A 22,312-nucleotide genomic window follows, 5' to 3' on the forward strand; every position below is an offset into this window, starting at 1 on the left:
CAGGGCCTGTCCGACCCTGACCCATAGGGCATAGGGCAGGCCCGAGGGCCCGGGGCCCCGGACCACGCACGTGTCGTGGTCCGGGGCCCCGGCCGCGCGGGTCGGGCCTCAGCCCGACCAGGCGCGCGCCCGCAACGACAGTCCGGAAGCGCCGGACTCGGGCGTACGAACGGCCAGCACCTGGTTGACTCCTATCCGGTTCCGCTCGAACGACAGCGCGGAGGCGGCCATGTACAACCGCCAGACGCGCGCCCGGCCGGCGGACGTCAGACGCGCCGCCTCATCCCAGTGCCGCTCCAGATTCGCGACCCACGCCCGCAGCGTCAGCGCGTAGTGCTCCCGGATCGCCTCCACATCCCGCACCTCGAACCCGGCCTCCTCCAGCTGGCCGACCGTCCGCCCGACCGGCGCCAGCTCCCCGTCAGGGAAGACGTAGCGGTCGATGAACTGATCGACCTGGTACGCCTCCTCGTCGTCCAGCGGACGGCGGGCGATCTGGTGGTTGAGCAGCCGCCCGCCGGGCTTGAGCAGGGCGTGGAGGGCGCGCGCGTACTCGGCGTACAGGGCCCGGCCGACGTGCTCGGCCATACCGATCGAGGAGATCGCGTCGAACGGCTCGTCCTTGATCTCGCGGTAGTCCTGCACCCGGATCTCGATCCGGTCGGCGAGCCCGGCGTCCGCGATCCGCTTGCGGGCATAGGCGGCCTGCTCCTCGGAGAGCGTGATGCCGACCGCCCGTACGCCGTATTCGCGGGCGGCGTGCAGCACCATCGAGCCCCAGCCGCAGCCGACGTCCAGCAGCCGCTGGCCCTCCTGGAGGCCGAGCTTGCGGCAGATCAGATCGAGCTTGTCGCGCTGGGCGTCCTCCAGGGAGGCGGCGGAGTCTCCGGCGGTCCCCCAATAGGCGCACGAGTAGACCATCGACGGCCCGAGCACCAGCGCGTAGAAGTCGTTGCCGACGTCGTAGTGGTGGCTGATGGCTTCCTTGTCGCGGCGCAGCGTGTGCAGCGGGCCGCGACGGAATCTGGCCTCTTCCGCGGGCGGTGTGGGCGGCATCGGGGCGCCGGCCAGGGCCAGCATCTCGCGGGCCGCGGAGAGCACCTCCGGGCGGGCCAGGGCGCGCAGGGCGGCGGCGCGCCGTGGTTTGGCGGGGGCGGTGCCCCGCTCCCAGATCAGTCCGGCGAGCAGGTCGAGGGCTTCGTAGAGGTCGCCTTCGATATCGATCTCGCCGGCCACCCAGGCGCGGGCCAGGCCCAGTTCGCCCGGCTTGAACAGCAGGCGGCGGAGCGCCCGGCGATGGCGGATCACCAGCGTGGGTGCCCCGGGAGGGCCTGACTCGCTGCGGTCCCAGGCGCGGATACGGACCGGGAGCGGGGCTCCCAGAACCTCTTCGGCGAGCTTGGTGAGCCGTCCAGCGGCGTCGGCCATGTCGCACACCTCCGTGTTGACGAGTCGGGCAAAGAAGTTTCACCGACCACGTAAACGCCAATTGGGCGCCGATTTAGTCCCGTTCGTCAGCAAGGGAACCGCAAAAAGCCGGTTGCCCGCCAGAGCGGACACGCCGAAGGGCGCCCGCCCCACGGATGGCGGACGCCCTTCGGGCTGGTCGGAGTACCCGACCGGGGTTTCAGGAAGCCTTGGCCTTCGGCTTGTCGCCGGCTCCGGCCGGGGCCGCCGGGGCGGGGGCCGGCTTGGCCGCCTCGTAGAACTCCTCGCGGGGGTTCTCCATGGCGCCGAGCGAGACGACCTCGCGCTTGAGGAACATGGCCAGGGTCCAGTCGGCGAAGACCCGGATCTTGCGGTTGAACGTCGGCATCGCCATGCCGTGGTACGCGCGGTGCATGTACCAGGCGAGACGGCCCTTGAGCTTGATCTTCATCTTGCCCATGACGATCATCGCGACGCCCTTGTGCAGGCCCAGACCGGCGACCGCACCCTTGTTGGCGTGGCTGTACTCCTTCTGCGGGAAGCCCCGCATGCCGGAGACCACGTTGTCGCCGAGGATCTTGGCCTGCCGCAGCGCGTGCTGCGCGTTCGGCGGGCACCAGGCGTTCTCGTTGCCGTTCTTGCGGCCGACCAGGTCCGGGACCTGGGCGTTGTCGCCGGCGGCCCAGATGTAGTCGGTGCCCTGCACCTGGAGGGTGGTGCCGGTGTCGACGTGGCCACGGGGGCCGAGCGGCAGACCGAAGCGGGACAGCGCCGGGTTCGGCTTGACGCCCGCGGTCCACACGATGGTGTTGGAGTCGACCTCGAGCCCGTTGTTCAGGACGACGTGGCCGTCCACGCAGGAGTCCATACCGGTCTTGAGGTAGACCTCGACGCCGCGGCCTTCGAGGTGCTCCTTGCCGTAGGCGCCGAGCTTCGGGCCGACCTCGGGAAGGATCTTGTCGGCAACGTCGACCAGCAGGAAGCGCATGTCCTCGCGCTTGACGTTGTTGTAGTACTTCGCGGCGTCCCGGGCCATGTCCTCGACCTCGCCGATGGTCTCCGCGCCCGCGAAGCCACCGCCGACGAAGACGAAGGTCAGCGCCTTGCGGCGGACATCCTCGTCGGTCGTGGAGTCGGCCTTGTCCAGCTGCTCCAGGACGTGGTTGCGCAGGCCGATGGCCTCTTCCACGCCCTTCATGCCGATGCCGTTCTCGGCCAGGCCGGGAATCGGGAAGGTGCGGGAGACCGCGCCCATCGCGATGACCAGGTAGTCGAAGGGCAGCTCGTACGCCTCGCCGACCAGCGGGGCGATCGTGGCGACCTTGCGGTCCTGATTGATGGTGGTCACCCGGCCGGTGAGAACCTCCGCCTTGGGGAGCACGCGTCGTAGCGGAACCACGACGTGGCGGGGAGAGATGCTGCCGGCCGCAGCTTCAGGGAGGAAGGGCTGGTACGTCATGTACGAGCGCGGGTCGACGACCGTGACGGTCGCTTCGCCGTACCGCATCTTCTTGAGGATGCGGCGTGCCGCGTACAGGCCTACGTACCCACCGCCTACGACGAGGATCCTGGGACGCTCCGTGGTGCTCATGAAACGAGTATCCACCCCCATGTGGGGGGTCGCTCGTGAGCCCCTTCACAAGCACCCGGGGGGCGTCTGCTACACTCCGCCGGCTTCGTGACCGACGCCATAGCGCGGAACGGGAACCACGGTGTAACGCGAGGCGTTGGAACCCCCGTTGATCAGGGGTTGTCCGCTGCCGGACGGCTGAACCACACCCTGAACGAGTGCGCCGCCGACGCCGCCGGAACCGTCCATTCCCCGGGTCGAAGGGACCTAAGACCTTCGAATGAGGGCCAGAAGGCCCGAATGTTCGCCCGCGCGGCGGGTTTTTCATGTGAAGGATTTCACGAACTTTCTCCGCGGAACCCCGGGGCAGGCCCCCACAGAGCCCCTGAAGGCCGCTCAGACGGTGGCGGTCACGCTCAAAGGCCCGTTGTCAGAGGCCGTTGCCAGGGCCTGCCCGACGGGTGATCGAAGACCTGGAAGATCTCATCGAGCGGGCCGCGACCGACGGCAGGCGTACCGGGCGGAGCCTCAGGTGAGGCTCCGGGCAATCCCGTCCAGCATTCCCGCGGAAGCCCCCTTGCAGCCGACGGCACTCCGGCGCGACCAGGATGGCTGGTGTACACGTTTGCGCGTACACTTCCCTCATGGACGAGAGCAGTGTGACCGTGCGCGAAGCCCGTGCGCACCTTGCGGACCACATCAACCGTGCCGAGCGGGGCACCCCGACGATAATCACGCGCAACGGTGATCCCGTGGCGGCTCTCGTACCCATCGCGGACTTCAACGCACTGGAAGAAGCGGCCGACGAGTTGCTCGCGCGCGAGGCCGAAGCGGTGCTGGCCGAAGGCGGTCCGACCGTGACCATGGCCGAGCTGCTGGCCGACCTGTTCAGCGAGCGCGGCGAAGGCGCGGCGTGAAGTACGCGTTCCGGTTCACCACGGCGGCACAGCGGCAACTCCGGGCAATCGACCGGCCGACCGCCATGCGCATCCTTGCCGCGCTGACTGCACTTGGCGACGACCCGTACCGCGAGGATGTCGACGTCAAGAAGCTCACCGGGCCGTCCGGGCTCTACCGACTCCGGGTCGGCAGCTACCGGGTCGCCTACCAGATCCTGGACGGCGAGCTCGTCATCCTCGTCGTCAAAGTCGGCGACCGTCGCGACGTCTACCGCAACATCTGAGTGCCCGTAGCCGCGCCCCGAGTCCTGTGGCTCCGGGCGGCTCGGCGATCGGCGGGCAGCCCGAGTGGCGGGACGACGCCGAGTATCCGACGTGTCCGGTGTGCCGGAAGCTCATGCCCTGCATAGCCCAGATCGCTCTGGGCGATCCCTGGGGCGACGACCTCGACGGCTGGTTCACCTTCTTCCTGCACACCGAGTGCAGCCTGGCAGCGATGGTGTGCCAGGGCTGACTCAGGCGTCTGCGAGGGCGGAGCCGGCCGGTCGCGGCGGCTTCCTCAGGCGATGCTCCAGGCGATCCCGTCGAGAATGTCGTGTTCGCTGACGACGACCTCCTCGGCGCCCGTGCGCTCCATGATCGACAGCAGTACGAGCGCGCCCGCGGCGATCACATCGACGCGGCCCGGGTGCATGACGGGGATGGCCGCCCGCTCGGCGTGGGTGGAGGCCAGCAGGTCGCCGGTGATCTCCTGGACCTTGGCGAGAGAGAGCCGGGAGTGGTGGATGGCCTCGGAGTCGTAGCTGTTCAGGCCCAGGGCGATGGCGGCGACGGTGGTCACGGAACCGGCCAGGCCGACGAGGGTGGCGGCCTCGCCCAGCGGGACGGTCTCCTCGGCGCGGTCCAGCGCCTCGGCGATATCGGCCTTTATGGCGGTGATCTGACCGGGGGTCGGCGGGTCGATGAGAGAGGCGTGCGAAGCACTCGTTGAGGGGCGGTGGTCGGGAGACGGGTGGGCCGCACCGTCGCGCAGCAGGTGGCGCTCGGTCATCCGTACGCAGCCGACGTCCACGGAGCGCGCGGCGCGTACGGAGCCGTCGCCGAGGACGAACTCGGTCGAGCCGCCGCCGATGTCCACCACCAGGTAGGGCGCGGCCACATCGGCGCGGCCGGCCAGCTCCTTGGTGGCGCCGGTGAAGGAGAACTCCGCCTCCTGGTCGCCGGTGATCACCTCGGGCTGCACGCCCAGGATGTCCACCACACCACGGACGAAGTCCGCGCGGTTCTCGGCGTCACGCGAGGCGGAGGTGGCCACGAAGCGGATCCGCTCGGCGCCCAGCTCCTTGATCACTGCGGCGTACTGCCGGCAGGCGGCGAAGGTGCGCTCCAGCGCCTCGGGAGCCAGCCGTCCGGTCCGGTCGACGCCCTGGCCCAGCCGGACGATCTCCATCCGGCGGTCCAGGTCCGTGATCTCGCCGGATTCCGGGTCGGCGTCGGCGACCAGCAGCCGGATGGAGTTCGTACCGCAGTCGATGGCCGCGACCCGCGTCACTTGGCGTCTCCTTCGGAAGCGTGCTGGTCCGTGTCCGCGCAAGGGGACACGCACGGCCCCTTCTTCCACCACTCGGGCAGCATCGCGATGGCCTCGTCGCCCAGCGGGTTGACGCCGGGGCCGGCGGCGAGCGAGTGGCCGACCAGCACATGCAGGCACTTGACCCGGTCGGGCATGCCGCCGGCGCTCGGGAAGCCCTCCAGCACCTCGATGGCGTCCCGCCGACGGATGTAGTCCTCGTGCGCCGCGCGGTAGGCGGCGGCCAGCTCGGGGTCGGTCGCCAGCCGCTCGGTCATCTCCTTCATCACGCCGTTGGCCTCCAGCGTGCCGATCGCGGAGGCCGCGCGCGGGCAGGTGAGGTAGTAGAGCGTGGGGAAGGGCGTGCCGTCCTCCAGGCGCGGCGCCGTCTCGACGACGTCCGGCTGCCCGCAGGGGCAGCGGTGCGCGATGGCGCGCAGGCCGCGCGGGGGCCGGCCCAGCTGCTCCTTGAAGGCGGCGATGTCCGCGGCGGTGGGCTCGGTGGGCTCGGTCTTGGGCGGGGCGGTGTCCATGTGCGCTTTCGGTGAGGTGAACGGGTGGAGGGGTGCAGGGGTGCAGGCGTGGAGTGCGGGTGAGAGTGGGGGCGCGTACGTCCTACCGCTTGTCGGCGGAGTCGACGCCCTCCCACAGATTCTCGTACCAGGGGCGCGGCGCCGCTTCCGCCCCCTTCTGGGCGGTGCGGGAGCCGGAGCCGTCCTGGACGATATATCCGGTCTCCCCCGGCATGACGTAGTGCAGATGCCGGCGGGCCTGCTGCCGGACATAGGCCGCATCCTGCCAGCGGGCCTTCTCGTCGCGCAGCCGGTCCAGCTCCCTGGCCGCCTCCTGGGCCTTGCGGCGCTGTTCGCCGATGTCCGAGCGCTGCGAGATGTACTGCCGTATCGGGTACGCGAGGGCGACGACCAGTGAGCACATCACCAGGGCCAGCAGGGCGGCGCGGCCGGTGAGGCGGTTGCGGCGGGCCGGCCGGGCCCGGTAGACGCGGGCGGCGGCCTGCTCGCCGAGCGCCTTGAGTCGGGTCGCGGTCGAGAACCGGTCCGCGGGCACGTCGCCTCCCCTTGAGTCACTGACGGCTTCTTGAGTCACTGACGGCTTCAGCACGCACAACCACGTACGTCCCCGGCAACGGTACGGGACCGTCGGCGGGGACGTACGAAAGCTGGGGCCTTTGGCCGGCTCGGCAGGCCTTGGCTCAGCCCTCGGCTCAGCCCGTGGCTCAGCCCTTGAAGCGCGGGAAGGCGGAGCGGCCCGCGTAGACCGCCGCGTCGTCGAGGATCTCCTCGATGCGCAGCAGCTGGTTGTACTTGGCGACGCGCTCGGAGCGGGCCGGGGCGCCGGTCTTGATCTGGCCGCAGTTGGTGGCGACGGCGAGGTCGGCGATGGTGACGTCCTCGGTCTCACCGGAGCGGTGCGACATCATGCACTTGAAGCCGTTGCGCTGGGCCAGCTCGACGGCGTCCAGGGTCTCGGTCAGCGAGCCGATCTGGTTGACCTTGACCAGCAGGGCGTTGGCGGAGTTCTCCTCGATGCCGCGGGCCAGGCGCTCGGGGTTGGTGACGAAGAGGTCGTCGCCGACGAGCTGCACCTTGGCGCCGAGCTTCTCGGTGATGACGTTCCAGCCGGCCCAGTCGTCCTCGAACAGCGGGTCCTCGATGGAGACCAGCGGGTAGGCCTCGACCAGCTCCGCGTAGTACTCGGTCATCTCGGCGGCCGAGCGCTCCTTGCCCTCGAACTGGTACTTGCCGTCCTTGTAGAACTCGGAGGCGGCGACGTCCAGCGCGAGCGCGATGTCCTGGCCGGGGGCGTAACCGGCTTCCTTGATGGCCTCGAGGATGAGGTCGAGGGCCTCGCGGTTGGAGCCCAGGTTCGGGGCGAAGCCGCCCTCGTCGCCCAGGCCGGTGGCCAGGCCCTTGGCCTTCAGGACTTTCTTGAGGGTGTGGTAGACCTCGGCGCCCCAGCGCAGCGCCTCGGAGAAGGACTCCGCGCCGATCGGGGCGATCATGAACTCCTGGATGTCCACGTTGGAGTCGGCGTGCGAGCCGCCGTTCAGGATGTTCATCATCGGGACGGGCAGGACGTGCGCGTTCGGGCCGCCGAGGTAGCGGAACAGCGGGAGGTCGCTGGCCTCGGAGGCGGCGTGCGCGACGGCGAGGGAGACGCCGAGGATGGCGTTGGCGCCGAGGGAGCCCTTGTTCTCGGTGGCGTCCAGGTCGAACATCGCCTGGTCGATCAGCCGCTGCTCGGTCGCGTCGTAGCCGACGAGCTCCGGGCCGATCTGCTCGATGACGGCCAGAACGGCCTTCTCGACGCCCTTGCCGAGGTAGCGGTTCGGGTCGCCGTCGCGGAGCTCGATGGCCTCGAAGGCGCCGGTCGAGGCGCCGGACGGAACGGCGGCACGGCCCGTGCTGCCGTCGTCGAGGCCGACCTCGACCTCGACCGTGGGATTACCTCGCGAGTCGAGAATTTCGCGGGCTACGACGACGTCGATGGACGGCACGTTGTCTCCTTCATGGGTGTCTGGAGTTCTGCAGCACGAGCCTAACCGGCCGCGGAGCATCCGCTCGCCCTCGGCCCGCTCCGTGGGACGGAATTACGGAACATAGAGCCCAAAGGCCCAGTTCACGGGACTTTTGGGGCATTGTTCGCGGGGTGCGGAATACCGCGGAACGGTGCCGGTCACGGGCTTGCGGCGGGCCGCGGTCGGGGCCACGGCGCGGCGAAGCCCCGTCCGGCGCGCTGGGGGGACGGCGCGCCGGACGGGGCGGGATCGCGGAAGAGCGGTTTCCGCTGCGGAGCCGGCTCGGATGCCTCGGCGGCTCGGATGCGGTGGGGCCGGGCCCGGACGCTGCGGGGCCGGGCTCGGGCCGGGCTCGGATGCCGGGAGCGGCCACTCACCTACGGAGCGGGGTGGCTCAGATGTTGAGCTGCTGGCCCGGGAAGATCAGGTTCGGGTTGCCGCCGATGACGGACTTGTTGTCCGCGTAGACCGACTTCCAGTCGGTGCCGTGCGCCTTGGCGATCTTGGCCAGGGTGTCGCCGGCCTTCACGGTGTAGTTCCCGGAGCCGTTGGACTTCTTCGGGGCCGGCTGCGACTTCTCCTGCTGGGGGGCGGGGGTCGTCTTGACGGTGTCCTCGGCCTGCTTCTGCGGCGCGGACTTGGTCTCGGCGGAGCCGGAGGTGTCGACGTCGGCGGCGGGGCCGCCGGCGGTCAGGTTGCCCGCGCCCGCGCAGGTCCAGGCGCCCGGGCCCTGGATGGCGAGCAGCTTCTCGGCGGCGGCTATCTGCTGGCTCTTGGTGGCCAGGTCGGCGCGCGGCGCGTACTGGGTGCCGCCGGCCGCGGCCCAGCTGGAGTTCGAGAACTGCAGGCCACCGTAGTAGCCGTTGCCGGTGTTGATCGACCAGTTGCCGCCGGACTCGCACTGGGCGACCTTGTCCCAGGTCTCGACGGACGCGGCGGAGGCGGAGGAGGCGGCCATCAGCGGGACGGCCACGGCGGCACCGGCGACACCGGCCAGCGTGACGACGCGGACGGCCTTGGACGGACGACGGTGCTTGCCCTTGTTGATCAGCATGTCTGGTTCGTTTCCTCACCGACGCCTACGAGGTGAGCTGTCGGGTTCGGGCCATGTGAGTTGCCCGGCCGTGTGTCTGCACACACGGCTTCACCCCAAGCCGGTGGGCCCGCTTGCGCGGGTGGGGCCGGCACTTACCTTGGGTCCCCCGCTCCTGCCTTCGGCGCTTGCGCGTCGACTGTCTCCGACCACCGGCAGGATTCGGCGTGTGATCGAAGAGCCCGCTTTGGCGAGCGGTCCCGACCGTAAACAGGAACCTCGTCGCGGTTCAAACCCCGTCTTCTGAACCAAGTTGACAACGTTTGGTCACGAGAAGCCCATATTTCCGCAGGCAGGACGCGGTATGGAAAAGCCGGACGGGTCGGACACCGCCTCACGGAACGAGATCCATGTCTCACTTTCCCTGAAACGGGCACCGACCCGTCCGGACAGGCCCTAACTACCCCGCTCAGCGCCCGAGATCGAGGTGCTGACCTGGGTGGATCAGGTCGGCGTCGGAGCCGATGACACCCTTGTTGCGGTCGTAGAGCGCGTTCCAGCCGCCGGGCAGCTCATGGGCCGCCGCGATGGCTGACAGGGTGTCACCCGGGCGCACGGCGTAGTCGCCGTCGGTCGCCGGAGGCGTACTGCGCGCGTCGTCGCCGCGCGAGGCGTGCCGACCGGACGGCCGGTCGCCGTCGCTCTTGCCGCCCTTGTCCTCGCTCTCGTCCGTGTCGCCGCGGTGCCTGCCCTTGGCGGGCCGGTCGCTCGGCGTGGGGCCCGGGTCGGCGGGACGGGACGCGTCCTCGCCCTCGCCCCGGTCGCCGCCCGGGGTGGCGGGGTCGGACGGACGGGGGGTCTTCGAGGGGTCGCCGGGCGTCTCGGAGTCGTCCGAGGAGCCGGGGGAGTCCGAGGGGTCATCCGGGTCGGCCGAGCCGGACGGGTCGGACGGGTCGGCGGACTCCGACGAGTCGTCCGAGGGGTCAGAGGTGTCGGACGGGTCCGACGGGTCCAGGGGATCCAGCGGGCCCGAGGAGTCCGCGGGGTCCGAGGGGTCGGAGGAGTCGCCGGTGTCCGAGGAGTCGCCGGTGTCCGACCCGGGGGGCGTCGGGGCGCCCGTGCCGCCCGGGTCGACGTCCGGCGCGCCGCCGCCCTTCTTCAGCCCCGCGTTCACCGCGCAGCTGGGCCAGGCGTCCGGACCGCGGTCGGCCAGGATCTGCTCGGCCACGGATATCTGCTGGGCGCGGCTGGCGAGGTCGGGGCGCGAGGCGTACGCCCCGCCGCCGTAGTCGTCCCACATCTCCTGGGTCAGCTGGAGGCCGCCGTAGAAGCCGTTGCCCGAGGCGGCGCTCCACATCCCGCCGCTCTCGCACTGTGCGACCCGGTCCCAGGTCGCGGTGTCGGCGGCGTGCGCACCACTGGCGCCGAGCAGCGGAATGGCGATGGCGGAGCCGGTCACTCCCGCCGTGACAAAGATGGCCGGTGCCTGACGGGGGCGACGGTGTCGGCCGTTCCCGGAGCGCATGCGGTTGCCTTTCGAGCGGCGGTTGAGTTGTCGGTGAGCTCGCGAACGAGATCTCTCGAACGAGCTGTCGAATAGGACGCCGCAGGGCACCTCGGCGGTTCCCCGCCGCCCCGCGCCGGCCGTTCCAGCAAGCCGGCAGACCCCGTACGACCGGGGCCCGGCGAAGCTCGTTCGGTTCGGTCGAAAGGTAGCGGGGGCCACGGGGAGTCACAAGCCGGTGTAGCGGAGATCACGTAAAGGTCACGCCGCTGACAGGCAGTCAATTACGCGCCGCCATACGGCCGGAGCTGCATCGGAGCGGCATCGGGAATCCCGCGGAAATTTCGTCGGGGCCGGACCAAAGATTCCTCGGAAATTCCCGGGCCTGCCCAGGACTTGCCCGGGTTTCACTCAGGGTCATGGCCTCGTCGGCGTGAACTCCACCGGCAGGGACCGCAGTCCGCGCATGATGAGCCCGCCCCGCCACCGCAAATCATCCGGTTCCGCCGCAAGCCGGATGTCCGGGAGGCGGGTCAGCAGCGTCGCCAGAGCGGTCTGCCCTTCGAGCCGGGCCAGCGGTGCGCCCAGGCAGTAGTGGATGCCATGGCCGTATCCCAGATGCGGGTTGTCACGGCGGGTGAGATCGAGGACGTCCGGCTCGGCGAAGCGCGCCGGGTCGCGGTCGGCGGCCGCCAGCACGACCAGGACCGGGTCCCCCTCGGCTATCCGCTGCCCGCCCAGCGTCAGATCGCAGGTCGCGAACCGCCAGGTCGCCAGCTCCACCGGGCCGTCGTAGCGCAGCAGTTCCTCGACGCCGGTGGCGAGCAGCTCGGCGTCACCCGCCTCGATCGACTTCTGCAGCAGCTCGCGCTGGGCGGGGTTGCGCAGCAGCGCGTACGTCCCGTTGCCGATGAGGTTCACGGTGGTCTCGAAACCGGCGAAGAGCAGGATGAACGCCATCGCGGCGACCTCGTTCTCGGTGAGGTGCTCGCCATGGTCGGAGGCCCGGATCAGGCCGGAGATCAGGTCCTCGTCCGGGGCGGGGGTGTCCCCCAGGGTTTCGCGCTTGCGGTGGATGAGCTCGGCGAGATAGCCGCGCATCTTCTTCACGGACCGAGCCACTCCGCCGCGCGGCCCTCCGCCGTGCCGGATCATCATTCCGGCCCAGTCGCGGAAGTCGTCCTGGTCCTCGCGCGGGACGCCGAGCAGATCGCAGATGGCGTAGATGGGCAGCGGGAACGCGAACTCGTGGATGAGGTCCGCCTCGCCGCGCTCCGCGAAGCCGGCGATGAGCGTGTCGGTCAGCTCCTGTACGCGCGGCGCGAAGGCGGCCACCCGTCGCGGGGTGAACGCCTTCGAGACCAGCCGGCGCAGCCGGGTGTGGTCCGGCGGGTCGATATTGAGCAGATGCGTCATCAGGTTGGCGCTGCGCTCGCCCGGAATGCCGACCTTGCCCTTGCCGTGTGCCGCCTCGCTGTGGTGCACCGGGTTCTTCGAGAGCCGGACGTCGGCGAGCGCCTGCCGGGCGTCCGGGTAGCGGGTCACCAGCCATGCCTCGACGCCGCTGGGCAGCGCGGTCCGGTGCACCGGCGCATGCGCGCGCAGCCAGGCGTACGCGGGGTAGGGGTCGGCGGCGAACTCCCAGGTGAAGAGCTCGGGGGCGGGGGCGCGCGGGGCGGCCGCCTGGGCTACGGGGCAGCCTATGGATGCGCCTGCGGGGCCGGCGCCGGTGCGGGGCTCAGCGGTCGGGTCGGGGGCGCCGGCGAATGGGGCGTCGGTGGTGGCGCGGGGGGCGTCGTCGGACTTGTCGTGCACCTCTCGACCGTAACCCGAGCCCCGCACACCCCTCGGGGCCTGGCCGCCCCGTACGGCTCACCCGTCCCGCGCCCCCGCACGGCTCCGCTCCCCCGGCCCCGTCTCGATGCCCAGCCCCGCCAGGAACGCCGCGGCCGCGGGTGACGGGCCCAGCGCGCTCCACACCACCCGCTCCGTACGCTCGGGCGCCGGCCGTACCCGCACGATGTGCAGCCCGGACAGCTCGGAGGCGATCGCCTCCGGCACCATGCCGACGCCGAGCCCGGCCCGTACCAGCTTCGCCAGGAACTCGACGGTGGTCACCTCGAACGCCACCTCCGAGGTCAGCCCCGCCGCACGGAACGCCTCATCGCGCTGGCGGCGGGCCGCCGACCCCGCCGTGAAGTCGACGAACGTCTCCCGCGCCAGCCGCGCCAGCGTGGTCCACTCCCGCCCGGCCAGCGGATGCCCCGGCGGCACGACGGCGACCAGCTCGCCGCGCGCCAGCTCCTTCTCCCGTACGCCGACGGTGCGCGCGCCGGGCACCAGCCCGACGAAGGCGACATCCAGCGCCCCCTGCCGCACCTGCTCGATCAGCGCATCGCTCATCTCCATCTGCAGACCGATCCGCACCTTGGGGCAGCGGTTACGGAAAGCGCCCAGCTCACGGGCCAGATCGACGGCCGCGACGGTCGAGATCGCGCCCACCGCGAGCCGGCCGCGCACCTCACCGGTCGCCGCCTCCACCTCGGCGCGCGCCCGCTCGGCCGCCTGCAGCGCCTGCCGGGCGACCGGGACGAAGACCTCGCCCGCCGCGGTGAGCCGGACGCTGCGGCTGGTCCGGTCGAAGAGCCGGGCGCCCAGCTCCTTCTCCAGCCGGGCGATCTGGTGGCTGAGCGCGGACTGCACCACATGGCAGCGCTCGGCGGCCCGGGTGAACCCACCGGTCTCGGCGACCGCGACGACGTAGCGCATCTGCTGGAGCTCCATCCATCGATCGTAGCCATCGATCGTGATGCGCGATGGATGCGATGAAAACTATGCGTTGGACTCATTGATCGGTTGGGGCGGAGGCTGGGTGGTGCCCGCGCCACCGTGGCCGCGGGCCTGATACGGGGAGGTCCTGCATGGAACCTGACGACGACCAACCGGAACCGCGCCGGCTGGGCCGCGGCACGCTGCTCCTGATGTCCGTCGCCGCCGGCCTCTCCGTCGCCGGCAACTACTTCGCCCAGCCCCTCCTGGACACCATCGGCCGCGACCTTCACCTGGCCGCCTCCACCGCCGCGCTGGTGGTGACCGTCGCCCAGGTCGGCTACGGACTCGGGCTCCTGCTGCTCGTCCCCCTCGGTGACCTGCTGGAACGACGCCGCCTTGCGGTCACCCTGACGCTGGCGACGGCCCTCTTCCTCACCGTCACGGCGAGCGCGCCGAACGCCGTCCTGCTGCTCACCGGCACCGCCCTGACCGGCCTCACCTCGGTCGCGGCCCAGGTCGTGGTGCCGTACGCGGCGACCCTCGCGGCACCCGCCGAACGCGGCCGCACCGTCGGCACCGTCATGACCGGCCTGCTGCTGGGCATCCTGCTGGCCCGTACCGCCGCCGGTCTGCTCGCCGAACTCGGCGGCTGGCGCACCGTCTACTGGGTCAACGCCGCCTTGATGCTGCTGATGGCGCTGCTGCTACGGCTCCGCCTGCCGGCGCTGCGCACCACCGTCGGCCTGCGCTATCCCGCCCTGCTGCGCTCCACCCTCGCGCTCTTCGGCCAGGAGCCGGTGCTGCGCTGGCGGGCGGTGCTCGGCGCGCTGACCTTCGCCGGCTTCAGCGTGCTGTGGACGGCGATGGCGTTCCTGCTGTCCGGCCCGGGCTACGGCTGGCAGGAATCGACGATCGGGCTGCTGGGGCTGGTGGGCGCGGCCGGTTCGCTGTCCGCGTCGACGGCCGGGCGGCTGGCGGACCGGGGGCTGGTGCACCGGGTCACCGGCGTCGCGGCGTTCCTGCTGCTGGGGTCGTGGGGGCTGCTGGCGACAGCCGGCGGCGGCGGGGCCTGGTCGCTGGCGGCGCTGCTCGTGGGCGTGATCGTGCTGGACCTGTCCGTGCAGGCGGTGCACGTCAGCAACCAGAACGTGGTGTACGGGGTGCGCCCGGAAGCGCGTAACCGCCTCAACTCGGCCTATATGACCAGCTACTTCGTGGGCGGGGCGATCGGGTCGGCACTCACGTCGGCGGTGTGGGTCGCGGCGGGGTGGGGTGGCGTGTGTGGCGTCGGGGCCGGGCTGGCGGCTGCCGTCGTGGGGGTGTGGGGCGCGGAGCGGGTGCGGGCGCGGCGCCGGCGATCAGTCGTCGACGACGGTCGCGTCCGGGCTCTCGCCTAGGGCACGTTCGGCGCCGGGGTGGCCCATGTCCGCTGCCTTGCGGTACCAGGCCTGGGCCTCCGCCGTCTCACCGTCCTTCTTGTGGAGCTCGGCGAGGCGGAAGGCGCCGTAGGGGTCGCCGGTCTCGTACGCCTTGAGGTGCCAGGTGCGGGCCTCGTCCGGACGGCCGCGCATCTCCAGCAGGACGCCCAGATTGGCGGCGGCCAGTGGCTTGTCCTCTTCGGCCGATTCCCGGAGCTCCCGTTCGGCGTCCTCCACGCGCCGCCTTGGGCCGAGGGTGTGGCGCAACGTCATCTGGGCCTGCCAGTCGCCCGCGTCCGCCGCCCGCCGAAACCAGACTTCGGCCTCTTCGCGGTCGTTCCACAGGAGGCCGAGCCTGGCGAAGCTCGCGGCGACCTGCGGATACCCGGCGTCGATCGCCTCGATGTAGCAGGCCAGGGCGTCGTCCTCGTCACCACTGCCGAGCAGCAGGTCACCGAGCCGGTGGGCGGCCTCGGGGCTCCCCCCGCCCATTCCCGCCCGAAGCCAGCGCTCCGCCCGATCCCGCAACAGCCTGCCCAGCAGCGTCGCCGCCTCGGCGTCCCCCGCCTCGGCGGCGATCTCCAGGAACGGCTCCGCCTCCTTGCCCGCGCCCCGCTCGGCGAGCATCCGCCCCAGCCGCCCGGCGGACTGCGTCTGCCCGGCGTCCGCCGCGCGCCGGAACCACCCCTCGGCGTCCGCCAGCTCACCAAGGGATTCGGCGAGCAGGCCGAGATTGTGCAGCGCGGTGCTGTCCCCCGCCTCGGCGGCACGATGGAAGGCGGCGTGTGCGCCGACCGCGATCTCCTTGTAGTCGTACGCCCCGTCCGTACGGGCCACTTCCAGGGCACAGCCCCAGACCTGGCCGTCCACGGCGGGCAGCTCCTCCTGACGGGCCGCGGCCTCGACGAGAAAGGGTGCGGCCCGCCATGTATCGCCGGTGACGCGGACGAGCAGCCGCAGCAGCCCGTGGCGCCGCTCGGTCGCCCAGGCGAGGGCGTCCTCCATCGACTCCCGGTCCATGCCGTCCACGTCCGCATAGCCCTCGTGCACCTTGAGGAGCAGGGACATCGGCAGGGGCCCGTCCAGTCCGCAGCGGGCCAGGTCGAGGGCGGCCCGGACCAGGGCGTGACCACGGGGGTGCCGTTCGGCGCGGCGGGCGCGCCACCACTCCTCCCAGAGGAGGGGGGCGAGAGCGAGGTAGGCGGGCACGCCCTCGGGACCACTCGAACAGACCGCGGCGGTCAGCCGGGGATCCGCTTCGACCCCGGCGCGCAGCGCGAGCCGCTCCCGTTCCGCCGGGCTCCATTCATGTCCCAGCTCAACGGTGTGTGCGAGGTCGAGGACGCGGCCGTGCGGGGTGTGGCGGTGCTCGTCGTAGGCGTCGTCGCGCATCGTGGCGAGGACGACGACGCGCAGGCCGGTCAGCCGGTCCAGCAGTCGCGGTTCCAGTCCGCCTTCGCCGAGGTGTCCGTCGAGATCGTCGAGCCAGACGAGGTGACGCCCGGGGCGGCCGTGTAAGAGGGCGGGCAGTCCGCGCAGGTCCGCGCCGCTCGCCGGGGCGAAGACCCGGAAGCCGGCGAACCCCTGTGCCATGGCCTCCAGCGCGGTGCGTGACTTGCCGGTGAACGGCTCGCCGAGCACCAGCACCAGCCCGCCGTGCGACCGGGCGTGCGTCATCGCCGAGAGGAGTTCCTCGTCACGGTCGCGGGCTACGTAAGGGGGCAGCGAGCGGCCGTCCCTGCGGTAGGTGGGCCGTACGCCAAGGGCGATACGGTCCACGTCCTCGGCCTGGGGCCAGCCCTGGGGATCGAGGAGCGTTTCCGCGTACGCGCTGGTGTGGACGGTGACCGTGCCGATGGAGGCCGCCTGGACCACGCTGCCCTGGGTGCCGCCGGCGACGGTGTTGTGCACACCACCGACGGGCTCGACGGGCCGGGTGGGTACCGGCCGGGTGGGTACCGGCCGGGGAGGAATCTCGTCGAGGATGGCCCGGAGCGGATCGGCGGCCCGGGGCTCGCGTTCGAGCAGCTCGTGCAGCTTGAGCTGCCACAGCAGCCGGACCGCGAACGAGGACGCCACCGTCCCGGAGGCATCGGGCAATTGGGGCGGTTCCGTGCCGCCGTACGCTCCGCTGAACAGGTGCGTGACCCGTGTCCGCACTTCCGCCCAGGCGTCCGTCCCCATGGCCCCGACCAGGGCCCTCGCCCCAGAGTCCGCCAGCGCCACCAACTCCGGTTCCACCCCCGCCCCCTATGCAAGCCTCCCCCCACGCTACTCAATCCGCGCCCTGCGCACCCCCCTCGGCGACCACCACCGCGTCCCGATAGGCCCGCGCCGCCGCCCGCAGCGCCGCCTCCGGGTCGATCCCCTCCGCCTCGGCCCGTACCGCCATCGCCAGCAGCTCGTACCCGATGCCCTCGCCCGCGGGCGGCGCGACGTCCAGGCCCGCCGTCCGCACCCGCGAGGCGAGCTTCGCCGCGAGCGCCAGTCCGGGCTGGGCGAGCGGCACACCCTCCGTCACCGACTCCCGCTGCTTCTCTATCGCCTTCGTACGCAGCCAGTGCGCCTTGACGTCCTCGGGCGTCGCGGCGGCCTCGTCCCCGAAGACATGCGGATGGCGGTGGACCAGCTTCTCGACGATCGTGCCGGCCACGTCGTCGATGGAGAACGGCTCCTCCGCGTCGTCCTGCGCGATGCGGGCGTGGAAGACGACCTGGAGGAGCACATCGCCCAGTTCCTCGCGCAGTTCCTCGCGGTCGCCCGCCTCGATGGCCTCGACCAGCTCGTACGCCTCCTCGATGCCGTACTTGGCGAGGTCCTGATGCGTACGGATGCTGCTCCACGGGCAGTCGGCGCGGATCTGGTCCATGACCTGGACGAGGTCCAGCAGCCGGGCGCCGGGCAGGTCGTACGAGCCGGGCAGCAGTTCCAGGTCGGGCATGGCCTCGCGGCCGGATCCGGCCAGCCGGGCCAGGCCGTCCGTGAGCGCGCTCTCGCCGACGGCGGAGGTCAGGACGACGGCGGTGCGGGCGCCCTGGACGCAGTAGTCGACCAGCTCACGGGCGGAGGGGGCGGCCTCCTCGACCGCTATGCCGGCCTCCCGCAGATAGGGCAGCTGCGGGTGGTCCGGGTCTGCGCACAGCACCCGGTCGGCCTCGCGCAGCGTCTGCCACGCGGGCCAGGACAGCAGCCCGGGGGCGACCCGGTGGCTGGTGGTGAGCAGGACCAGGCGTCCGGTGTCGCCGCCCTCGGGGCGGGTCGCGGCGCCGGGCTCAGCGGCAGATGCGTCAGCGTTCACGCATCGAACGTAACGCACCGCACTGACAACGCCCGGCGCAGGACGGCTACCGCCCGAACGGCTACCGCCCGAGGGGATGGACAGCGCAGCCGCAGGACCCCGGCTCGGTCGTCTCCTCAGACCGGTTGCCGCCCGGCCCCGGCGTCGTGCGTGATCCACGGGTACTTCGTCTCGCCGAGGATGACCTGCTTGTCGTCCCACTTGCCGTAGCGCGGATTGACATCGATGCCCATGGACCGGGAGGTCTTGGACAGTGCGTCGGCGAGCCGCTGCTGGCCCTGCGGCTGGCCGCGGTCCGCGCCGATGTGCGTGGCGAGGCCGTCGAGCAGCAGCTGGTTGCGGACCACGCCGTCGACCTCGTGGGGCGCCACGCCCTGCTGGAGCCACATCGCCTGCAGCCGCGCGGCGCCGCCCGCACGCTTCTCGGCCTGGGCGCGCCACTTCTGGATGTCGCTCCGGGTGATCGTGACCCCGGCGTCCTCGGCGCTGCGCGCCAGCACCTCGTCGAAGATCATCGCGTTGAGGGTGGCCAGGCTCAGCCGGCCGGTGTTCATGATCAGTTGGCCGCCCTGCGGGGACTTGGCCTGGGCGTCGCGCACCTGCTTCACCCTCGCCTGCAACTGCGAGACGGTGATCCGCTTCCCTTCCACGACGGCCGCGGCGCCCGGGTGCGCGTCGCTGCCACAGGCGGCCAGCAGCGGCGTCGCGGCCAGCAGGGCGGCGGTGACGGATACGGAGAGCGCTGTCCTACGGCGGAACACTTGGCCTCCCGGCGGATCGGCGGAGCGTGCGACGGAGTCTCGACCTTGAGTGATCGATGCTATGGAGTCGGCGTGGCCCAGGCCACACCTTCGGCCAACGATCTACGCCGCGGAGGGTTTCTGGGCACTTGTCCCGTTGATCACTCCGCCACCGGGTGCGAATGAGGCACGGCATGCCGATTGCCCCCCACCCTGGTAAGAGTTGAGGGAGGCGGTCACGGGCTCAGGACCGCGCGGAGCGATGCGCCCCGGCATGAAGTCACCGCGTGGCACATACAGTCCCGCACGAACGGCCCATGGCGCGCGAACTCCGCCACGGCGACCGGCCGTTGCCTGAGGTCCGGAAACTGGGTCCCGGCGCCGAGCCTGCGACTCGGACGCCGGGACCCACTCGGTTTTCCACGGCCTACCAACCGCGATATCAGCAGGTCGAGCCCAAGTGGGTGACCTGAGCACCCGGAGAGCCCTCGCCGTTGAGCAAGTTGCCCAGCAGACCATTGAGGACTCCGACGTTGCCAAGGACGTCGACGTTCAGGTCGTGCGTCTTACACCCATGGCCACCTGCGGAGGCAGTGGGGGCTCCGAGGAAGCTGACGCTGCCGAGGATGGCGGCCACGACGGCAGCCTTGTGAAGCTTGCGCATTGCTCCTCCATTATGCAGACGGTTGCGATCTGTAACAGATCAACTTCGTACAGTGATTTGGAGGCTAATATGAAAAATCCAGCACCGCTCATCGGGGCTGGCATACGGGTCCTCGGGAGTCGGCCAATCTCCCCTTGATCATTGATCATTCGAGATGATCATGAGCGTTCCGGCGACCGCCCGAGGCGGTCGCCGACCCCTCTCCCCTTACCCCCGCACCTGCCCCAACCAGTACAACGTCCGCCGGACTTCCGCCGGAAACGCATGGTGCGGGCCCTGTAGGCGTTCCGCGTCGTAGAGGAGGCGGGACAGGGTTTCCTGGGCGGCGCCGTATTCGCCCTGGGCTATGAGCAGTTGACCTATGGAGCGGCGGATCTCCAGGGGGCGTACGGGGTCGTCATGATCGCGCTCGAAGTACGGCAGCAGGGCGCGGAACTCCTCCAGGGCCTGTGTGACCTCGCCGAGTTGTTCCAGGCACTGCGCGGCTTCGTAGTGGAACTGGAGTGACTGGCGAGTGGCGCCGGGGCCGGACTCCTTGCCGAACTCCTCGGCCAGACGCCGGAGTTCGGGCAGCGCCCGGCGGTACTGGCCGTCGTCCATGAGCGTGGCGGCGTACTGCTTGCGCAGCGAGCGGACCACGGGGGACTCCGCGCCGTGCCGTTCGGCGGCGGCCGGGAGGATGCCGCCGAGGATGTCCACGGCGCGGGTGATCCGTCCCTGGTCGAGGAGGTGCTTGACCTCGTCGACGGCGCCGGCGACGTCCGGGCCGGTGCCCGGCTGCGGCGCGGGCGTGGCAGACGGTGCGGGGCGTGCAGGCCGCGGGCGGGGGGTGGGGCCGCCCGGCGCGGGGGCGGAGATGCGGGGGTCGGGGGCCGAGCCTGAGGTCCTTGGGTCGGCGGACGGGTACCCGGAGCCGGGGCCGGATATCGCCGGTTCCGGGGTCGCCGAGGCGGCCATCGCCGGTTCCGGGGCGCTGGAGCCGGCGGCCGCGCGTTGGGCGGGTACGGAGCCGAGTACCGCCGGTTCGGCCGGTGCCGGGGCCGGCATCGGGGTCAGGGCCGGGGTCGGTGGTGGGTTCGGTGTCGCGGAGCGCACCGGCCAGGGGGCGTGCGGCCGGCGGAACGGGCGGGTGGGGTCCATCGGGGCGAGCGGGGGATGCGGGGGCTGTGCGGCGTGCGGGCCGGCGTCGGAGGCGGGGAGCAGCGGGGTCAGCGCCTGGTAGACCTGCTGCGCGTCGGCGGGGCGGGCCTGCGGGTCCTTGCGCAGCAGGCGCAGGACCAGCGCTTCGAGGGCCTCGGGGACGTCGGGTCGCAGCCGGCGCACCGGGACGGGCTCTTCGTGCAGATGGCGGTGGAGCACACCGAGCGCGGTGGAGGCGGCGAACGGGACGGTGCCGCTGAGGAGTTCGTGCAGCAGCACCCCGAGGGCGTAGAGGTCGGTGTGCGGGCCGACCGCGCCGCCCATGGCCTGTTCGGGGGCCATGTAGGCGGGGCTGCCGATGGGTGAGCCGGTGTGGGTGAGGCGGGTGGTGTCGGTGTCGAGGGCGGAGGCGATACCGAGGTCGAGGACGACCAGGGAACCGTCCGGCCGGATCATGACATTGCGGGGTTTGAGGTCGCGGTGGACGATCGGGACCGCGTGCACGGCCGCCAGCACGGCGCAGAGCTGGGCGGCGACCGAGACCGCCCACGGCCAGGGGTACGGCTCGTGCTCGGCGAGGTGGTCGGAGAGGTCGGCGCCCTCGACGTACTGCATGACCAGGTAGAGGTCTTCGTCGTCGCTGCCGGCGTCGTGGACGGTGACGAGGCCCGGGTGGTCGACCTGCGCCGTGACCCGGCATTCACGGACGAAGCGGCGGCGCATCTCCTCGCCGTCCGGTGTGCCCGCCACCCGGTCGGGGCGCAGCAGTTTGACGCCGACCCGGCGGTCCAGGCGGCGGTCGTAGCCGATCCAGACCTGGCCCATGCCGCCCTGGCCGAGCAGCGCGGAGAGTTCGTAGCGCTCTGCGATGACCCGCCCGTTCATCGGCCCTCCTCCTTGCGGAGGTAGTCGCTGAGCTCATCGAGCTCGGCCCGCACCCGGTCGATGCGCTGCGGCCGCTCCTGGGACGCGTGGGAGGGGTGGGGGCCGGAGTGGGGGGCGGGGCCGGCGTACGGCTGGGTCTCCTGCGCGTGTACGGGGGGCGGGGTGGGGGCGGGCCCCGGTGGCGGGCCGTACGGAGAGGGAGAGGGGGCGGTGGGATAGGCCGCCGGGGGGTAGCCGTATCCGCTGCCGTTTGCGTACCCGTTCCCGGTGCCGGGGCCGTTCGCAGGGCCGGGCCCGTACCCGCCTCCGTAGCCCGCCCCGCTTCCGTATCCGGCCTGCTGGAAGGCGCCGTACCGCGTGCCGTACCCGGGCATCCGCGGCCCCCGGGTGTCGGCGACCAGGTAGTAGGCGACGGCGCCCACCATCTGCAGCAGCAGCGCCCCCACCGCGGCGTCCGTGCGCCAGTCCGTCTCGGGGAAGACGCCGACCACCACGATGATGCCGACGAGCAGGGCCAGGTCGGCGCCGAACAGCCACCAGCCGAGCTGTCTGCGCTGCACGAGCGCGGCCCGCAGCAGCGCGATCCAGGCCAGGAGGCCGGCGCTGAGCACGGTGGCGGCCACGAAGAACACCCTCAGCGCCACGACCGTGCCCCGCGCCGGGGGTTGGTACGGCGGGTGGGCCGGGGCCGGGGCGTGCATGTACTGCTCCTGATCGATCGGCGGTGGCGGATGCGGCGGCATCGCCTCGCACACGCGGGGTGTTGGGCGCGCCTCGGCTCCGCGGGCACGGATACGTGATACGCGATGCGCGCACCGAACTGCGAGCGTATATATGACGGCGGCAGCGTGT

The 22,312-nt window shown here is 71.6% G+C and carries 19 protein-coding genes and 1 riboswitch; of the genes, 3 read left to right on the forward strand and 16 right to left on the reverse strand.

Features of this window, described 5'->3' with window-relative positions; all coding sequences use genetic code 11:
* Positions 1 to 108: 108 nt before the first annotated feature.
* On the reverse strand, positions 109 to 1,428 hold the full coding sequence (locus tag FCH28_RS34495; protein WP_136744190.1) for an SAM-dependent methyltransferase: 1,320 nt from the start codon (positions 1,426 to 1,428) through the stop codon (positions 109 to 111).
* A 199-nt stretch (positions 1,429 to 1,627) separates the two neighbouring features.
* Positions 1,628 to 3,019 carry an NAD(P)/FAD-dependent oxidoreductase gene (locus FCH28_RS34500; protein ID WP_136744192.1) on the reverse strand — a complete coding sequence of 464 codons (1,392 nt, stop codon included), beginning with the start codon at positions 3,017 to 3,019 and terminating at the stop codon, positions 1,628 to 1,630.
* Positions 3,020 to 3,642: 623 nt separating this feature from the next.
* On the opposite strand from FCH28_RS34500, the gene FCH28_RS34505 reads away from it, so the two are divergent.
* Positions 3,643 to 3,915 (forward strand): type II toxin-antitoxin system Phd/YefM family antitoxin, encoded by a 273-nt coding sequence (locus FCH28_RS34505; RefSeq protein WP_136744193.1) that lies wholly within the window; start codon positions 3,643 to 3,645, stop codon positions 3,913 to 3,915.
* Complete coding sequence (locus FCH28_RS34510; protein WP_136744195.1) at positions 3,912 to 4,181, forward strand: type II toxin-antitoxin system RelE family toxin; 270 nt, start codon at positions 3,912 to 3,914, stop codon at positions 4,179 to 4,181. The genes FCH28_RS34505 and FCH28_RS34510 overlap by 4 nt, the downstream gene beginning before the upstream one ends.
* A gap of 275 nt (positions 4,182 to 4,456) precedes the next feature.
* Here the strand turns inward: FCH28_RS34510 and FCH28_RS34515 are convergent, their stop codons facing one another.
* The 8 genes from FCH28_RS34515 to FCH28_RS34550 form a co-directional block, all read right to left on the reverse strand.
* Positions 4,457 to 5,449, reverse strand: a complete 993-nt coding sequence (locus tag FCH28_RS34515) for a Ppx/GppA phosphatase family protein (protein WP_136744198.1) — start codon at positions 5,447 to 5,449, stop codon at positions 4,457 to 4,459.
* Entirely contained in the window at positions 5,446 to 6,000 is a 555-nt protein-coding gene (locus FCH28_RS34520) for a DUF501 domain-containing protein (RefSeq protein ID WP_136744201.1), read from the reverse strand. Before FCH28_RS34520 ends, FCH28_RS34515 begins: the two co-directional genes overlap by 4 nt.
* Before the next feature lie 82 nt (positions 6,001 to 6,082).
* Complete coding sequence (locus FCH28_RS34525) at positions 6,083 to 6,535, reverse strand: FtsB family cell division protein (RefSeq protein WP_136744204.1); 453 nt, start codon at positions 6,533 to 6,535, stop codon at positions 6,083 to 6,085.
* Between the two features lie 169 nt (positions 6,536 to 6,704).
* Positions 6,705 to 7,985, reverse strand: coding sequence for a phosphopyruvate hydratase (gene eno / locus FCH28_RS34530; protein ID WP_136744206.1), 1,281 nt, complete (start codon positions 7,983 to 7,985; stop codon positions 6,705 to 6,707).
* A 415-nt stretch (positions 7,986 to 8,400) separates the two neighbouring features.
* Positions 8,401 to 9,060 carry a LysM peptidoglycan-binding domain-containing protein gene (locus tag FCH28_RS34535; RefSeq protein ID WP_136744208.1) on the reverse strand — a complete coding sequence of 220 codons (660 nt, stop codon included), beginning with the start codon at positions 9,058 to 9,060 and terminating at the stop codon, positions 8,401 to 8,403.
* Positions 9,061 to 9,067: 7 nt separating this feature from the next.
* Positions 9,068 to 9,236, reverse strand: a riboswitch (cyclic di-AMP (ydaO/yuaA leader).
* A 272-nt stretch (positions 9,237 to 9,508) separates the two neighbouring features.
* On the reverse strand, positions 9,509 to 10,498 hold the full coding sequence (locus tag FCH28_RS34540; protein ID WP_281289780.1) for a transglycosylase family protein: 990 nt from the start codon (positions 10,496 to 10,498) through the stop codon (positions 9,509 to 9,511).
* Positions 10,499 to 10,960: 462 nt separating this feature from the next.
* Positions 10,961 to 12,247, reverse strand: coding sequence for a cytochrome P450 family protein (locus FCH28_RS34545; protein WP_136744319.1), 1,287 nt, complete (start codon positions 12,245 to 12,247; stop codon positions 10,961 to 10,963).
* 168 nt (positions 12,248 to 12,415) lie between these two features.
* On the reverse strand, positions 12,416 to 13,327 hold the full coding sequence (locus tag FCH28_RS34550) for a LysR family transcriptional regulator (protein ID WP_136744214.1): 912 nt from the start codon (positions 13,325 to 13,327) through the stop codon (positions 12,416 to 12,418).
* 137 nt (positions 13,328 to 13,464) lie between these two features.
* Between FCH28_RS34550 and FCH28_RS34555 the strand changes: the two genes are divergently transcribed.
* Positions 13,465 to 14,712 carry an MFS transporter gene (locus tag FCH28_RS34555; RefSeq protein WP_136744217.1) on the forward strand — a complete coding sequence of 416 codons (1,248 nt, stop codon included), beginning with the start codon at positions 13,465 to 13,467 and terminating at the stop codon, positions 14,710 to 14,712.
* Here the strand turns inward: FCH28_RS34555 and FCH28_RS34560 are convergent.
* The 6 genes from FCH28_RS34560 to FCH28_RS38410 all read right to left on the reverse strand — a co-directional run bounded on the left by FCH28_RS34560 (position 14,674) and on the right by FCH28_RS38410 (position 22,161).
* Entirely contained in the window at positions 14,674 to 16,974 is a 2,301-nt protein-coding gene (locus FCH28_RS34560; RefSeq protein WP_136744219.1) for a tetratricopeptide repeat protein, read from the reverse strand. The two genes, FCH28_RS34555 and FCH28_RS34560, sit on opposite strands and share 39 nt — an antisense overlap.
* Positions 16,975 to 17,008: 34 nt before the next feature.
* Positions 17,009 to 18,031: a nucleoside triphosphate pyrophosphohydrolase gene (locus FCH28_RS34565; protein ID WP_136744221.1), complete on the reverse strand. Its 1,023-nt coding sequence runs from the start codon at positions 18,029 to 18,031 to the stop codon at positions 17,009 to 17,011.
* A gap of 116 nt (positions 18,032 to 18,147) precedes the next feature.
* Positions 18,148 to 18,792, reverse strand: a complete 645-nt coding sequence (locus FCH28_RS34570) for a SurA N-terminal domain-containing protein (protein ID WP_136744224.1) — start codon at positions 18,790 to 18,792, stop codon at positions 18,148 to 18,150.
* Between the two features lie 421 nt (positions 18,793 to 19,213).
* Positions 19,214 to 19,435, reverse strand: coding sequence for a hypothetical protein (locus FCH28_RS34575; protein ID WP_136744227.1), 222 nt, complete (start codon positions 19,433 to 19,435; stop codon positions 19,214 to 19,216).
* A 207-nt stretch (positions 19,436 to 19,642) separates the two neighbouring features.
* Positions 19,643 to 21,460 carry a serine/threonine-protein kinase gene (locus FCH28_RS34580; protein ID WP_136744230.1) on the reverse strand — a complete coding sequence of 606 codons (1,818 nt, stop codon included), beginning with the start codon at positions 21,458 to 21,460 and terminating at the stop codon, positions 19,643 to 19,645.
* On the reverse strand, positions 21,457 to 22,161 hold the full coding sequence (locus FCH28_RS38410) for a hypothetical protein (protein ID WP_169314327.1): 705 nt from the start codon (positions 22,159 to 22,161) through the stop codon (positions 21,457 to 21,459). The genes FCH28_RS34580 and FCH28_RS38410 overlap by 4 nt, the downstream gene beginning before the upstream one ends.
* Between the last annotated feature and the right edge of the window lie 151 nt (positions 22,162 to 22,312).

Origin of the sequence: Streptomyces piniterrae (assembly GCF_005048155.1) — a bacterium.
Lineage (GTDB): Bacteria > Actinomycetota > Actinomycetes > Streptomycetales > Streptomycetaceae > Streptomyces > Streptomyces piniterrae.

What these genes read in the sequence shown, in the direction of transcription:
- FCH28_RS34495 (WP_136744190.1), bottom strand. Translation starts at nt 1,428, where the DNA reads ATGGCCGACGCCGCTGGACGGCTCACCAAGCTCGCCGAAGAGGTTCTG.
- FCH28_RS34500 (WP_136744192.1), bottom strand. Translation starts at nt 3,019, where the DNA reads ATGAGCACCACGGAGCGTCCCAGGATCCTCGTCGTAGGCGGTGGGTAC.
- FCH28_RS34505 (WP_136744193.1), top strand. Translation starts at nt 3,643, where the DNA reads ATGGACGAGAGCAGTGTGACCGTGCGCGAAGCCCGTGCGCACCTTGCG.
- FCH28_RS34520 (WP_136744201.1), bottom strand. Translation starts at nt 6,000, where the DNA reads ATGGACACCGCCCCGCCCAAGACCGAGCCCACCGAGCCCACCGCCGCG.
- FCH28_RS34535 (WP_136744208.1), bottom strand. Translation starts at nt 9,060, where the DNA reads ATGCTGATCAACAAGGGCAAGCACCGTCGTCCGTCCAAGGCCGTCCGC.
- FCH28_RS34550 (WP_136744214.1), bottom strand. Translation starts at nt 13,327, where the DNA reads ATGGAGCTCCAGCAGATGCGCTACGTCGTCGCGGTCGCCGAGACCGGT.
- FCH28_RS34555 (WP_136744217.1), top strand. Translation starts at nt 13,465, where the DNA reads ATGGAACCTGACGACGACCAACCGGAACCGCGCCGGCTGGGCCGCGGC.
- FCH28_RS34575 (WP_136744227.1), bottom strand. Translation starts at nt 19,435, where the DNA reads ATGCGCAAGCTTCACAAGGCTGCCGTCGTGGCCGCCATCCTCGGCAGC.
- FCH28_RS34580 (WP_136744230.1), bottom strand. Translation starts at nt 21,460, where the DNA reads ATGAACGGGCGGGTCATCGCAGAGCGCTACGAACTCTCCGCGCTGCTC.
- FCH28_RS38410 (WP_169314327.1), bottom strand. Translation starts at nt 22,161, where the DNA reads ATGCACGCCCCGGCCCCGGCCCACCCGCCGTACCAACCCCCGGCGCGG.